Genomic DNA, 13,684 nt, shown 5'->3' on the forward strand with positions numbered 1-13,684 from the left:
GCACCGCGGCCCGGCGGGAGCCGACACGGCGAAGGCACCCACGAAGGGAGGAGTCAGGCCCCCGCACTCCAAGGTGCACGCCAGCCAACGGGCCTCACGCTGCGCGTCGCCCTCACTCCGTGTGTCAGGCCGGGGGGAACCGGGTCGGGGAACCCGGCTCGGGAGGCTCCGTGGGTGCCTCGGGGGGCAGCCCGGAGACCGGGGTCGGGACGCGGGTCGGCGTCCCCGTCTCGCGCAGGGGCGGGTCCCAGCCGAGCTCCTGGTCGTGGGTGCGCACGACCTTCCCGGGGACACCCGCGATCACCGCGTGGTCCGGGTACCGGCCCGGCCGCACGACGGTCCCGGCCGCCACCACGGAGTTCCGCCCCAGGTGCACCCCGGGCAGGATCACGCTGTTGGCGCCGAGCCAGCTCCCGTCCCCGATGCTCACCGGGTCGTCCACGGGCCACTGGAGGCCCACGGGGATCTCCGTGTTGGCGTAGGCGTGGTTCTGGTCGGTGATGTAGACGTACGGCCCCGTGTACACGTGGTCCCCGATGTCCACCGAGCGGTGCGCCACGATGTGCGACCCCCGGCCGATGGCGCAGCCCGACCCGATGCGCACGACCGTGCCCTCACCGAGGTCGTAGTCCGGCCCCATCCCGGCCGCGAGGGTCATGTCCCCGCCCAGGACGGTGTGCACGCCGATCTCGATCCACGGCTCACCGTAGAGGGTGGCCGTGGGGAAGGCGATCGCGGAACCGACGCCGAAGCGCGCGAACTTCCGGGCCGCCCTGGAGTCGGCTCGGATCTCTCCGTGGCTCCGCGCGTACGACCAGGCGGAGCGGATGATCCAGTTGAGGAGCCGCGACACGGGTGCACCTACTTAGTTACCGGCCAGTACATACTGACGCGAACATTAGCAGTGTCCGAGTATGCGGCACCGTGTCCGGTGCGTGAACCCCGGGGCCCGAACCTCGTTCGGAACCCCGGGGAGCCGGGATCAGCCGGACAGGTGGGCCAGCAGGTCCTGACGGGTGAGGATCCCCACCGGCTTGCCGTCGCGGAGCACCACCAGCGCGCCCGAGGTGCGCAGCAGACGCACGCAGTCGCTCACCGGCGTGCCCGTGCCCACCGTGGACAGCGGCTTGCCCATGTGCGTCTCGACGAGGTCGTCCAGCTCGGCCCGACCGTCGAACAGGGCGTCCAGGAGGTCCCGCTCCGCGATGGAGCCGACCACCTCGGCCGCCATGACCGGCGGCTCCTCCTTCATCACCGGCAGCTGGGAGACGCCGTACTCGCGCATGATCGCCACGGCGGTGCCGACCGTCTCGTCCGGGTGACTGTGCACGAAGTCGGGCATCTCGCCCTCCTTGTCCGCGAGCACCTGGCCGGCCGTGGCCTCCTCGGTCTCGGCGGACAGGAAGCCGTAGTCGGCCATCCACTCGTCATTGAAGATCTTGCCGAGGTAACCGCGGCCGCCGTCGGGCAGCAGCACCACGATGACGTCGTCCGGACCGGCGTCCTTGGCCACGCGCAGGGCCGCCTCGACCGCCAGACCGCAGGAGCCGCCCACCAGCAGGCCCTCCTCCTTGGCCAGGCGACGGGTCATGAGGAAGGAGTCCTTGTCGCTGACCGGCACGATCTCGTCGCAGATCGCCGTGTCGTAGGTACCGGGCCAGATGTCCTCGCCCACGCCCTCGACCAGGTACGGACGGCCGCTGCCGCCCGAGTACACCGAACCCTCGGGGTCGGCGCCGACGACCTGGACGGAGCCCTTCGAGGCCTCCTTGAGGTACCGGCCGGTGCCGCTGATCGTCCCGCCGGTGCCGATACCCGCCACGAAGTGGGTGATCCGGCCCTCGGTCTGGTCCCAGATCTCCGGGCCCGTGGAGTGGTAGTGGGACTCCGGGTTGTTCTCGTTCTCGTACTGGTTGGGCTTCCAGGCACCGGGGATCTCGGCGGCGAGGCGGTCGGAGACCGAGTAGTAGGACTCGGGGTGCTCGGGCGCGACCGTGGTCGGGCACACCACGACCTCGGCCCCGTAGGCGCGCAGCACCGACAGCTTGTCCGGGCCGACCTTGTCGGGGCAGACGAAGACGCAGCGGTAGCCCTTCTCCTGCGCCACGAGGGCCAGGCCGATTCCGGTGTTACCGGAGGTGGGCTCGACGATCGTGCCGCCCGGCCTGAGCTCTCCGCTCTTCTCCGCGGCCTCGACCATGCGCAGCGCGATGCGGTCCTTGACCGACCCGCCCGGGTTGAAGTACTCGACCTTGGCCAGGATCGTCGGGGCCAACCCCTCGGTGACCTTCCGAAGACGGACCAGGGGGGTGTCTCCGACCAGGTCGATCAGTGAGTCGTGTACCCGCAACTTCGCTCCTTCGCATCGTGGCGACCGGGTCTTCGGCCCGCCCGTGTTGTTTCCCCGGTGACGTCCGAGGCAGATGGGGCCGGTCCGGCTCCCCACCAGACTCTAGGCCGATTTCACCGGTCTCGCGCCGCTCACCTGGATCAAGGCGCCGACGCGCGGTGTGGACCGGTTCGGACCAGTGGACCGGTACCCCGTACCGGGGCGACCGACTTCGGTGACCCCCGGGCACGATTGTGTGCCCTTCGGGTACGTGACCCCGAGGAGGCCCGCCGGTAACGTCGGTGGGGAGAACTGGCTGGTCGGACGCTTCCGGGGGGTACCGATGCTGCGAGCCGCGCGAGCCCGGCGCATCGCCGCCGCCACCGCGTTCGGCGGCGGCGGGCTCACGCTGGTGGGCGGTGGCACCGTCGCCCTGCTCTACCTCCAGGCCCGGCTGGCCCAGAACGCGATCGGCCACACCCCGTGGGACCGGCCCAGGGCCAACGGCACCTTCGGTGAGGGTGAGGGGCCGCCGCTGCGCCTGCTGATGCTCGGTGACTCCACGGCCGCCGGATTCGCGGTGGACGAGTCCTGGCAGACGCCGGGGGCCCTCCTCGCCGCGGGGATCTCCGCCGCCGCCGACCGTCCGGTGTGGCTGCGCTGCACGGCCAGCCCGGGTGCCACCTCCGCCGATCTCGACTCCCAGGTGGAGCGGTCCGGGGCCCGCCAGCCGGACAGGCGCTACGACGTCGCGGTGGTCTTCGTGGGCGCCAACGACGTCATCCGCCGGGTCCGCCCCAACGACGCCGTGGCCGCGCTGCGCGAGGTCACCGCCGAGCTGGTCGGGCTGGGCACCCCCGTGGTGGTGGCGACCTGCCCCGACCTCGGCACCGTGCGCCCCATCGGCTGGCCGCTGCGGTCGGTGGCCCGCCGCGCCTCACGGCAGCTGGCGGCCGCACAGACCATCGCGGTGACGGAGGCGGGCGGTCGCACGGTCTCCCTGAGCGACATCCTCGCGGACGACTTCCGCACCGACCCCCACTCGATGTTCGGACCGGACCGGTTCCACCCGTCGGCGCGCGGGTACGCGCAGGCGGCCTTCGTGGTCCTGCCCTCCGCCTGCGCCGCCCTGGGCCTGCTCCCCGAGCTGGACGAGGCCGGGCGCACCGAGGGCGTCCTGCCGGTGGACCGCGCCGCCGTGGTGGCGGCGCAGACCCCCGGCACGGAGGTCACGCGCGCCGCCGACCAGACGTCGGGCGGGGTCCACGGCAGGTGGACGGCGCTGGTCCGGGGGCCCTTCCGCCTCGGCGCGGGGACCCGGCCGACACCGCCCGAGTCCCCCGAGGAGGAGGACGCGCCAAGGCCGACCCCGGGTGGCGCGTGAGGGCGCCCGGCGGGTTAACTGGTCAGTAACAAGTCTCGCCGTGACCCGAACAAGGACGAAGAACATGCCCGAAGCAGTCATCGTCGCCACCGCGCGCTCCCCGATCGGCCGAGCCTTCAAGGGCTCCCTCAAGGACCTGCGCCCGGACGACCTGACCACCCAGATCGTCGGCGCAGCCCTCGCCAAGGTCCCCGAGCTCGACCCGAAGAGCATCGACGACCTCATGCTCGGCTGCGGCCTCCCCGGCGGCGACCAGGGCTTCAACCTGGCCCGCATCGTCGCCGTGCAGCTGGGGCTGGACACCGTCCCGGGCACCACCGTCACCCGGTACTGCTCCTCCTCCCTCCAGACCACCCGCATGGCCTACCACGCCATCAAGGCGGGCGAGGGCGACGTGTTCGTCTCCGCGGGCGTGGAGACCGTCAGCCGCTTCGTCAACGGCAGCAGCGACAACCCCCAGAACGAGAACCGCCTCTTCGCCGACGCCAAGGCCCGCACCGAGAGGCGCAAGGAGGGCGGCCAGGGCACCTGGACCGACCCGCGCGAGGACGGCCTGCTGCCCGACGCCTACATCGAGATGGGCCAGACCGCCGAGAACGTCGCGGAGATCACCGGTGTCTCGCGCCAGCGTCAGGACGAGTTCGCCGTCCGGTCGCAGAACCTCGCCGAGAAGTCGCTGGACAACGGCTTCTGGGAGCGGGAGATCACCCCGGTCACCCTGCCTGACGGCACCGTGGTCAGCACCGACGACGGCATCCGCCGCGGCACCACCTACGAGAAGGTCTCGCAGCTCAAGCCGGTGTTCCGCCCCGACGGCACCGTCACCGCGGGCAACGCCTGCCCGCTCAACGACGGCGCCTCCGCGCTGGTCATCATGAGCGACACCAAGGCCAAGCAGCTGGGCATCACCCCGCTGGCCCGCATCGTCTCCACCGGCGTGACCGGACTCAGCCCCGAGATCATGGGCCTGGGCCCGGTCGAGGCCTCCAGGCAGGCCCTGGCCCGCGCCAACATGGCCATCGGTGACATCGACCTGGCCGAGATCAACGAGGCCTTCGCCGCCCAGGTGCTGCCCTCCGCCGACCAGCTGGGCATCGACATCGACTCCCAGCTGAACGTCAACGGCGGCGGCATCGCCGTGGGTCACCCGTTCGGCAGCACCGGCGCCCGCATCACCGGCACGCTGATCAACGGCCTCCAGTTCCACGACAGGACCTTCGGTCTGGAGACCATGTGCGTGGGCGGCGGCCAGGGCATGGCCGCCGTCTTCGAGCGCCTGAGCTAGTACGCGCCGCGTGCGGGAAGGGGCCCCGGAGCCGGTCCGGGGCCCCTTTTCCGTGCCCTCGGACCGCGCGGCGCCCCCATATCGCCTGCGGATGTCCCAGGGGCAAACGTTCCCACTCCGCCAAGGTAAAAGCTGGTGGCCGGGTCTTGTCCCCGTCGGAATCCTGATGCAGGGTCACAGGTAAGTGCCACACGTTCAACGCGCTGCGGAGGTGCCTATGACGGTGACCCACTCGCCGGAGATCCACGCAAAGCTCATCGAACGCATCCCGGTCGTGACCGGCCGAGGACTCCACGAGTGGTTCGACTCGCTGGACCAGGGACCGGGCCTCCTGCGCCCCACGGACCGGTCGCGCTGGCTCGCCGACGAGTACGACCTCACCCACGGCTACGCGCACGCGATCGTCACCGAGTACGACCGCCGCCGCCGGAACCGCTCCATCCCGTCGCCCCGCCCGAAGTCCGCCTGACCCGCCGACACGGCGGAGGGGCCGCCCCCGGGAAGATCCCGGGCGACGGCCCCTCGTCACGTGCGGCGTTGCCTACTAGTCCGCGAACATCGTCTTGATCAACCAGAGCAGACGCAGGATCTCGATGTACAGCCAGACCACGGAGACGGTCAGGCCGAAGGCGAACTGCCAGGCGAACTTGTTCGGGATGCCGGCGTTGACGCCCTCCTCGATGCCGCGGAACTCGATGGCGAGGGTGAGCGCGGCCAAGACGACGAACACGATGCCGACGCCGAGGCCCAGCCAGGTGGGCTCACGCAGGCCCATGCCGCCCGCGATGAAGAAGCTGAGCACGAAGTTGACCAGCATCAGCGCGGCCGCACCGAGCACGGCGTAGGAGACGGCCTTGACGAAGCCGTCGGTCACCTTGATGATGCGGAACTTGTACAGCGCGAGCATCACACCGAAGACGGCGACGGTGCCGATCACGGCCTGGGAGACCAGCGAGGTGCCCGCCGAGGGGTCGCCCATCTGCATCGACAGCATGTTGCCGAGCACGGCCGACAGACCGCCGACGAGCAGGCCCTCCAGGGCCGCGTACGACAGGATCGCGACCGGGTTGGTGATCTGCTTGAACGCGATCACCAGGCCCAGGATGAGCCCGCCGATCATGCCCAGGAACATCAGGCCCATGGCCAGGCCCGGGTTGCCCGAGAAGAAGAGGAAGTAGTTGATGACGCCGAAGAGCGCGACGGCGCCGAGGGTCATGCCGGTGCGCACGACGACGTCGTCGATCGTCATCGGCTGCTCGGCCTGCGCCTGCTGGGGGTAGCCCTGCTGCGGGTACCCCTGCTGGGGGTAACCCTGCTGGCCGTAGGGCTGCGGGTACGCCTGTCCGTAACCCTGCTGCCCGTAGCCCTGCTGACCGTAGCCGGGCTGTCCGTAACCCTGCTGGGGTCCGGACTGCTGCTGAAGCGCCCGCTTGAGGACGGGGTTGGAACTCCGCATCCGCATGTCTAGTAATGGCCTTTCACGCGTGGATTGCTGCCCACAAAGTAACGTACGGCCCGGACCAGGGGTTCCGGGGCCAAGGTCACCGTTGCGAAACGGGGCCCGCGCCGACTCACGTCGGTGCGGGCCCCGCCGCCGTCGCACGTGGCGACGGCCACTCCTAGTTGCGGGTCACCAGGGACCGCGCGAGGAAGAGCATGTTGGCCGGGCGCTCGGCCAGGCGGCGCATGTAGTAGCCGTACCACTCGTCGCCGTAGGGGACGTAGACGCGCATGCGCTTGCCCTCGGCGGCCAGGCGGACCTGCTCGCCGTCCCGGATGCCGTAGAGCATCTGGTACTCGTAGTCGTCCGCGCCGCGGCCGTTGGCGGCGGCCAGCTCACCGGCGATGGCCACCATGCGGGGATCGTGCGAGGCGACCATCGGGTAGCCGTCGCCCTCCATGAGGACCTTCAGCGCCCGCACGTAGGCCCGGTCGACCTCGTGCTTGTCGCGGAAGGCCACCGACTCGGGCTCGTCGTAGGCGCCCTTGCACAGGCGCACGCGGGAACCGGCGCCGCTGAGGTCGCGGCAGTCGGCCACGGTGCGGTGCAGGTAGGCCTGGAGCACCGCGCCCACGAACGGGAAGTCCTCGCGCAGCTCGCGCAGGATGCCCAGCGTGGAGTCGGTGGTGGTGTGGTCCTCCATGTCGAGGGTCACCGTGGTGCCGATCGCCTGCGCGGCCTCCGCGATCAGGCGCGCGTTCTCCAGCGCGATCTTCTCGCCGTCCTGGTTCAGGAACTGGCCGACGGCCGACAGCTTGACGGAGACCTCGGCGCGGTCGCCCAGACCGGCCTCACCGAGGGCGGCGAGCAGGTCCTGGTAGGCGGTCACGGTGGCGGTGGCCTGGGACAGGTCCGTGGTGTCCTCACCAAGGAAGTCCAGCGTGACGAAGCGGTCCTTGGCCAGCTCGTGGACGGCCGGAAGGGCCTCCTCCTGGCTGGAGCCCGCGACGAAGCGCGTGACCATGGCCCGGGTCATGGGAGTGCGCTCGACGATCTTGCGGCAGGTGGCGGACCTGGCGGCGAGCAGCAGGGGCTTACGAAGCATGGTGACCTCGAAGAGACGTGCGCGAGCCGCAGGGGCTGGCGCGGGCGATGCGCGCGGGCGGTGTGCCGTCCGCGCGGTGGGTTCCTCGGGGGGCCGGGGCCCGCCCACCGGTGCTCGCGGCACCGGGGAGCGGGCCCCGTGGTGGCGGCGGCCCCCTTCGGACGGAAGGAGGGGGCGCGGCCGCCGGTGACTACCCCTGGTGGGGGTAGGAGGAGACCGTCGGCGCGACGAACGTCTCCTTGATGGCGCGCGGGCTGGCCCAGCGGGACAGGTTCTGGGCGGAACCGGCCTTGTCGTTGGTGCCGGAGGCGCGACCGCCGCCGAAGGGCTGCTGACCGACGATGGAGCCGGTCGGGCGGTCGTTGATGTAGAAGTTGCCGGCCGCGAAGCGCAGGGCCTCGGTCGCCTTGGCCACCGCGGCGCGGTCGTTGGCCAGGATGGCGCCGGTCAGGGCGTACGCGGAGCCCTCGTCGACGATCTTGAGGACGTCCTCGAACTTGTCGTCCTCGTAGACGTGGACGGCGATGACCGGACCGAAGTACTCCGTGCGGAACACGTCGTTGGTCGGGTCGGTGCCCTCGATGATGGTGGGGCGCACGAAGTAGCCCACCGAGTCGTCGGCGGTGCCGCCCGCGACGATGGTCAGGGTCGGGTCGGACTTGGCGTCCTCCAGGACCTTGGCCAGCTTGTCGAAGGAGCGGCGGTCGATGACGGCGCCGACGAAGTTCGACAGGTCGGTGACGTCGCCCATGGTGAGGGCCTCGGTCTCCGCGACCAGGTCGTCGCGCATCTTCTCCCACACCGAGCGGGCGACGAAGGCGCGCGAGGCGGCGGAGCACTTCTGGCCCTGGTACTCGAAGGCGCCGCGCACGATGGCGGTGCGCAGGATCTCCGGGTCGGCGGAGGGGTGCGCGACGATGAAGTCCTTGCCACCGGTCTCGCCCACGATGCGCGGGTAGGAGCGGTAGTTGGAGATGTTCTCGCCGACGCTCTTCCACAGGTGCTGGAAGGTCTTGGTGGAACCGGTGAAGTGCACACCGGCCAGCTCGGGGTCGTTGAGCGCGATGTCCGAGACGGCGAGGCCGTCACCGGTGACCATGTTGATGACGCCGGGGGGCATCCCGGCCTCCTCCAGGAGGCGCATGGTGAGCTCGGCGGCGAACTGCTGGGTCGGGGACGGCTTCCACACGACCACGTTGCCCATGAGGGCGGGGGCGGTGGGGAGGTTGCCCGCGATGGCGGTGAAGTTGAAGGGGGTGATCGCGTAGACGAACCCCTCCAGCGGACGCTGCTCCATACGGTTCCACACGCCGCGCACGCTCAGGGGCTGCTGCTCCATGAGCTGGCGGGCGTAGGCGACGTTGAAGCGCCAGAAGTCGATGAGCTCACAGGCCGAGTCGATCTCCGCCTGCTGGACGGTCTTCGACTGGCCGAGCATGGTGGCGGCGTTGATCGTGGCGCGCCAGGGGCCGGCGAGCAGTTCGGCGGCGCGGAGGATAATCGCGGCGCGGTCGTCGAAGGACATGGCGCGCCAGGCGGGGGCGGCGGCCTTCGCGGCGGCGACGGCGTCGCGGGCGTCCTGGTGGGTGGCGTTGCGCATGGTGCCCAGGACGGACGCGTGGTTGTGCGGCTGGACGGCGTCGATCGGCTCGCCGCCACCCATACGGCTCTCGCCGTTGATGCGCATCGGCAGGTCGATGCTCTCGCGACCGAGCTCCTCGAGCTTGGCGACGAGCTCGGCGCGCTCCGCGCTCCCGGGCGCGTAGGTGAGAACGGGTTCGTTCACCGGCTGCGGGACGTTGGTCACGGCGTCCATGGGCACCTCCCTGGAAAGAATGTCCCTGAATGAGCAGGGTTGACTGATTCAACAGTCCCAGAACCGACCCCCGCCGACCTTGTGGGACGGGCCACTCTTTGCCAGCCTTATTTGTTCACCAGAACAAACTCAGGCACACGCGCCCCGGCGCCGCTCCCTCGCCCCTCCAGTAGTGTCGGTTCCCGGACCCGACCGGTGAGGAACCACATGATGCCTGGTCAATCAGGATCACAGAGTGAAGAAGGCGCGGGGCTGCCCCTGCGCAGACTCCTCCTGGCCCTTGGCGACCCGATTCTGGACGTCGCCGCCGCACCGGACGGGCTGGATGTTCAGGTGGACAACGTCGTGATCATCGACCCCGAGGACCGGGTGGAGGCCCGCGAGGGGGACCTGGTCCTCCTGATCGGTGTGCGCGGCGGGGCCGCCCGCCGCCTGGTCCGGGCGCTCGCCGCGCAGGGGGCGACGGCGGTCGCGGTCAAGGCGGGCGGGTACGCGCCCGCCGAGGAGACCATCCCGCCCTCCTCCGAGTCCCGCCGGTCCAGGTCCGGCGCCGACGAGCTGCGGACCCTGCGCGCCGAGGCCCAGGAGAACGGCGTGGCCCTCCTCGCGGTCCGGCCCGAGGTGCGCTGGGACCAGCTCCAGTCCGTGTGCCAGAGCATCGTGGACGACGCCCGGCTGACCACCTCCGAGGATCTGGGCGAGGCCACCGGCGACCTGTTCTCCATGGCGCAGACCATCGCCCAGCTCACCGGCGGGCTGGTGAGCATCGAGGACTCCGCCAGCCGGGTCCTGGCCTACTCCAGCGGCGCCGAGGTGGACGAGCTGCGGCGCCTGTCCGTGCTCGGCCGCCAGGGGCCCGAGTCCTATCTGGCGCTCCTGCGGGAGTGGGGCGTGTTCACCAAGCTCCGCGCGGGCGAGGAGGTGGTCCGGATCGAGGAGCACCCCGAGCTCGGCATCCGCCGCCGCCTCGCGGTGGGTATCCACGCCGGACGCCAACCGCTGGGCGCCATCTGGGTGCAGGAGGGTTCACAGCCCCTCTCCCAGCACGCCGAGGAGGCCCTGCTCGGCGCCGCCCGGACGACCGCGCTCCAGATGATCCGGCAGCGTACCCAGACCAGCGCCGGGCTCCGGCTGCGCGAGGACCTGCTGTCCAGCCTGCTTGAGGGGCGGATCGACGCGAGCGCCCTCGCGGACACCGTCGAGGTGCACACCGAGCGGGCCGCCCTGGTGGCGGCCTTCTCCCTCAGCCAGCCCGAGGCCGAACCCGAGGGCACGGACGGTGAGCGCCCGGACCGGCCCGTGCGCGAGCTGCGCCGCCGCCAGCTGATCGACCTGGTGTCCGTGCACACGGCCGCCTACCGGCGCAGTTCCCTGGTGACCGAGCTCGACGGCCGCGTGTACGTGCTGCTGCCCGACCTGGCCCGCGCCCCCGGCGGCGACGGCTGGCGCGGTGTGGAGCAGTCGGTGCTGGCGCTGACCCGCAAGACCGTGGCCGCCGCACGGGCCGCCCTGGGCCTGCGCGTGCAGGCGGCCGTGGGTTCACTGGTGGAGCGGCTGCGCGACGTGCCCGAGTCCCGTGGCGAGGCCGACCGGGTGCTGGACGCGATGGGCCGCGACCTGGACGGCGGCACGGACTGGGAGGTGGCCACCATCTCCGACGTGCGCTCCCGGGTGCTGATCAGCGAGACCCTGGAGCACCTGCGCGCCGACCCGTCGCTCCGCGACCCCCGGGTGAGCCGACTGATCGAGTACGACCGGGCGGGCGGCGCCGACCTCGTGCACTCCCTGCTGGCCTACCTGGAGGCCTTCGGTGACGCACGGGCCGCCGCCGAGAGGCTGCACATCCACCCGAACACGCTCCGGTACCGGGTGCGCCGCGCCGCCTCGGTGAGCGGGATCGACCTCTCCGACCCGGGCGAGCGCCTGTTCACCCAGCTCCAGCTCCTCATGGAACAGGGCTGATCCGCACACGGGTCCCCGGCCAGCCCGGCCTACGAGCCCCACCTGGTCACCTCAACCCCAACCGTGGGTCCCGACCGTTCTCCTCAGCCACGGGCCGTGAGACCCACCCGGGCCCTGAACCCCAACTGTGAGTCCCGTCCGTGCACCTCAGCCGCTGGGGGTGACCGAACACGGGCCGAAGCGAAGCGGAGGCCCAAAACAAACACGCCTGAACCCGGGCCCCCTCAGCCGCTGGGGGGTGCCCGTTCGGGCGCCGCCAGGGTTCTGCAAGACGAGACAAGCCGCCAGCGAGGAACGAGCGTCAGGCGTAGACGAGGATGAAGAAGTCCCTGGCTACTCGGGCGCCCGAACACGGGCCGAAGCGAAGCGGAGGCCCAAAACAAACACACCTGAACCCGCACCACAGCGAAGCGGAGATGCAGGAAGACAAAGTACCCCCGGTCGGACTCGAACCGACACTTGTGACCCTTTTAGGGGGCCTGCCTCTTCCATTGGGCTACGGGGGCGTGGCCCATCATACCGGCCGGGCCGATTGCCCACTTTGGTTCGGCTTGGCCGGATGGGGACACGAAACGACCGGCTTCGCGAGGAAGCCGGTCGTTTCGTTCGTGTTCGCAGCCGAAGGCGTCGCGCGGGGTCAGCTCACGCGGCGCAGGCGGCCGTCCTCCACCTGGGGCTGGCTGGCCTCTTCGAAGGCCTGGCGCGGCTCGGACATCTCCGGGAGCGCGGCGAAGTCGCGGCGCAGGAAGAAGGCGAGCGTCCAGTCGGAGAGGACCCGCAGCTTGCGGTTGAAGGTGGGCACGGCGAGCAGGTGGTACGAGCGGTGCGCGTACCAGGCGAGGCGGCCGTTGAGCTTGATCTTGCCGAACAGCTGGGCCGCGCCCTTGTGCAGGCCGAGCCCGGCGACGGCGCCGAGGTTCTTGTGCTGGTAGGCCTTGAGCTTGCCGTTGCGCAGGGTCGCGATGACGTTGTCCGCGAGCACCGGGGCCTGGCGGACCGCGTTCTGGGCGTTGGGCGGGTAGTAGCCGCCGTTGCCGTCGGGGACCTGGGCGTTGTCACCGCCGGCGAAGACGTTGTCCGTGCCGTTGACGGTCAGGTACTCGCTGGTGTCGACGTGGCCCTTGGGGCCGAGCGGCAGGTCGCTGGCGGAGACGACCGGGCTGGGCTTGACGCCCGCGGTCCACACCAGGGTGCCCGCGTCGAACTCGGCGCCGTCGCTGAGCTTGATGCGCTGGTCGACGGCGGATTCGAGGAAGGTCTTGAGGCGGACGTCGATGCCCCGGCGGCGGAGCTGGTTGAGCGCCTTGCCGCCGACCTCCGGGCCGACCTCGGGCAGGATCTTGTCCGCGGCCTCGATGAGGTAGAAGTTCACGTCGGAGAGGTCGATGGAGGGGTGGAGGCGGACCGCGTCGCGGACCATGTCCTCCAGCTCCGCGATGGCCTCGGCACCGGCGAACCCGCCGCCGACGAACACGAAGTTGAGCGCCTTGGCGCGCACGGCCTCGTCGTCGGTGGAGTCGGCGATGGTGAGCTGGTTGAGCACGTGGTTGCGCAGGTAGGCCGCCTCTTCGACGGTCTTGATCCCGATGCCCCACTCGGCCAGGCCGGGGATGGGGAGGGTGCGCGAGACCGCTCCGGCCGCCATCACGAGGTAGTCGTAGTGGAGCGTCTGGGGCTCACCGACGTTGGGCTCGTAGCGGACCGTGTTGTCGGCGTGGTCGATGCGCACGACGCGGCCGCCCAGCACGCGGACGCGGTCGAAGACCTTCCGCAGCGGGACCACGACGTTGCGCGGGGAGATGTTGCCGGCGGCCGTCTCGGGCAGGAACGGCTGGTAGGTCATGTAGGAGTTCGGGTCGATGACGGTGATGCGGGCTTCACCGGACCCGAGCTTCTTCTCCAGTCGCCTCGCGGTGTACATCCCGAGGTAACCGCCGCCGACGATGAGGATGTGCGGGATCTCCGCCTCGTCCCCGCCGCCGTGCACCAGCCGGTAGTTCCTGCTCTCGGTCATCGCATTTCCGCCCTAACGGTTAATCTTTGGCGCCCTTGCCTCAAGGGCCGCGAAGGCTGTCACGGTCTTCGGTGCCCCGCACCGGGGTCCGTGGTGCCGTGGTTCGTCCTGCTTGTGCATTCTTTCACAAGCCCCTCCCCGCAGGAAGGTTCACATTCGCCCACCTTCCCACCATCCTCACGTGCAAGGCGACGACGTTTATGCAGGTCAGGCGGGTTGTGAATGCATTCACAAGAGTCTTCCGGGTGACGCGTCTCACCCAGGGGCCCTGTGGGACCCCCCTCGAAGGACCCCTCCGGATCGGCCGAAGGTCCCCTTCGAGGAGGCTATGTCCTCTTTAGTACCAGT

The 13,684-nt window shown here is 70.6% G+C and carries 10 protein-coding genes and 1 tRNA gene; 4 read left to right on the forward strand and 7 right to left on the reverse strand.

Annotated elements, in window-relative coordinates; translation table 11 throughout:
* Window positions 1-124 precede the first annotated feature (124 nt).
* Window positions 125-853, reverse strand: a complete 729-nt coding sequence (locus AC0VYM_RS24945) for an acyltransferase (RefSeq protein ID WP_475456122.1) — start codon at window positions 851-853, stop codon at window positions 125-127.
* 129 nt (window positions 854-982) lie between these two features.
* On the reverse strand, window positions 983-2,350 hold the full coding sequence (locus tag AC0VYM_RS24950) for a cystathionine beta-synthase (RefSeq protein ID WP_475456124.1): 1,368 nt from the start codon (window positions 2,348-2,350) through the stop codon (window positions 983-985).
* 322 nt (window positions 2,351-2,672) lie between these two features.
* Between AC0VYM_RS24950 and AC0VYM_RS24955 the strand changes: the two genes are divergently transcribed.
* From AC0VYM_RS24955 to AC0VYM_RS24965, 3 genes are all read left to right on the forward strand, one after another.
* On the forward strand, window positions 2,673-3,713 hold the full coding sequence (locus AC0VYM_RS24955) for an SGNH/GDSL hydrolase family protein (RefSeq protein ID WP_475456126.1): 1,041 nt from the start codon (window positions 2,673-2,675) through the stop codon (window positions 3,711-3,713).
* A gap of 64 nt (window positions 3,714-3,777) precedes the next feature.
* The gene (locus tag AC0VYM_RS24960; protein WP_475456128.1) at window positions 3,778-4,998 is read left to right on the forward strand and encodes an acetyl-CoA C-acetyltransferase; all 1,221 of its coding nucleotides are present in this window, start codon (window positions 3,778-3,780) and stop codon (window positions 4,996-4,998) included.
* A gap of 217 nt (window positions 4,999-5,215) precedes the next feature.
* The gene (locus AC0VYM_RS24965) at window positions 5,216-5,467 is read left to right on the forward strand and encodes a DUF4287 domain-containing protein (RefSeq protein ID WP_378745326.1); all 252 of its coding nucleotides are present in this window, start codon (window positions 5,216-5,218) and stop codon (window positions 5,465-5,467) included.
* Between the two features lie 75 nt (window positions 5,468-5,542).
* Here AC0VYM_RS24965 and AC0VYM_RS24970 read toward each other — a convergent pair whose 3' ends face one another.
* The 3 genes from AC0VYM_RS24970 to pruA form a co-directional block, all read right to left on the reverse strand.
* The gene (locus AC0VYM_RS24970; RefSeq protein ID WP_475456131.1) at window positions 5,543-6,460 is read right to left on the reverse strand and encodes a Bax inhibitor-1/YccA family protein; all 918 of its coding nucleotides are present in this window, start codon (window positions 6,458-6,460) and stop codon (window positions 5,543-5,545) included.
* A 157-nt stretch (window positions 6,461-6,617) separates the two neighbouring features.
* Window positions 6,618-7,544 carry a proline dehydrogenase family protein gene (locus tag AC0VYM_RS24975; RefSeq protein ID WP_475456133.1) on the reverse strand — a complete coding sequence of 309 codons (927 nt, stop codon included), beginning with the start codon at window positions 7,542-7,544 and terminating at the stop codon, window positions 6,618-6,620.
* 190 nt (window positions 7,545-7,734) lie between these two features.
* Window positions 7,735-9,360: an L-glutamate gamma-semialdehyde dehydrogenase gene (pruA, locus tag AC0VYM_RS24980; RefSeq protein WP_475456135.1), complete on the reverse strand. Its 1,626-nt coding sequence runs from the start codon at window positions 9,358-9,360 to the stop codon at window positions 7,735-7,737.
* Window positions 9,361-9,570: 210 nt separating this feature from the next.
* On the opposite strand from pruA, the gene AC0VYM_RS24985 reads away from it, so the two are divergent.
* Entirely contained in the window at window positions 9,571-11,322 is a 1,752-nt protein-coding gene (locus AC0VYM_RS24985) for a helix-turn-helix domain-containing protein (protein WP_475456137.1), read from the forward strand.
* A gap of 432 nt (window positions 11,323-11,754) precedes the next feature.
* Here AC0VYM_RS24985 and AC0VYM_RS24990 read toward each other — a convergent pair.
* Together AC0VYM_RS24990 and AC0VYM_RS24995 are read right to left on the reverse strand one after the other, a co-directional pair.
* Window positions 11,755-11,828 (reverse strand) — tRNA-Leu (locus AC0VYM_RS24990).
* 131 nt (window positions 11,829-11,959) lie between these two features.
* Window positions 11,960-13,336 (reverse strand): NAD(P)/FAD-dependent oxidoreductase, encoded by a 1,377-nt coding sequence (locus AC0VYM_RS24995; protein WP_475456139.1) that lies wholly within the window; start codon window positions 13,334-13,336, stop codon window positions 11,960-11,962.
* Window positions 13,337-13,684 lie beyond the last annotated feature (348 nt).

It is taken from the genome of Nocardiopsis sp. iso_237 (assembly GCF_056173345.1).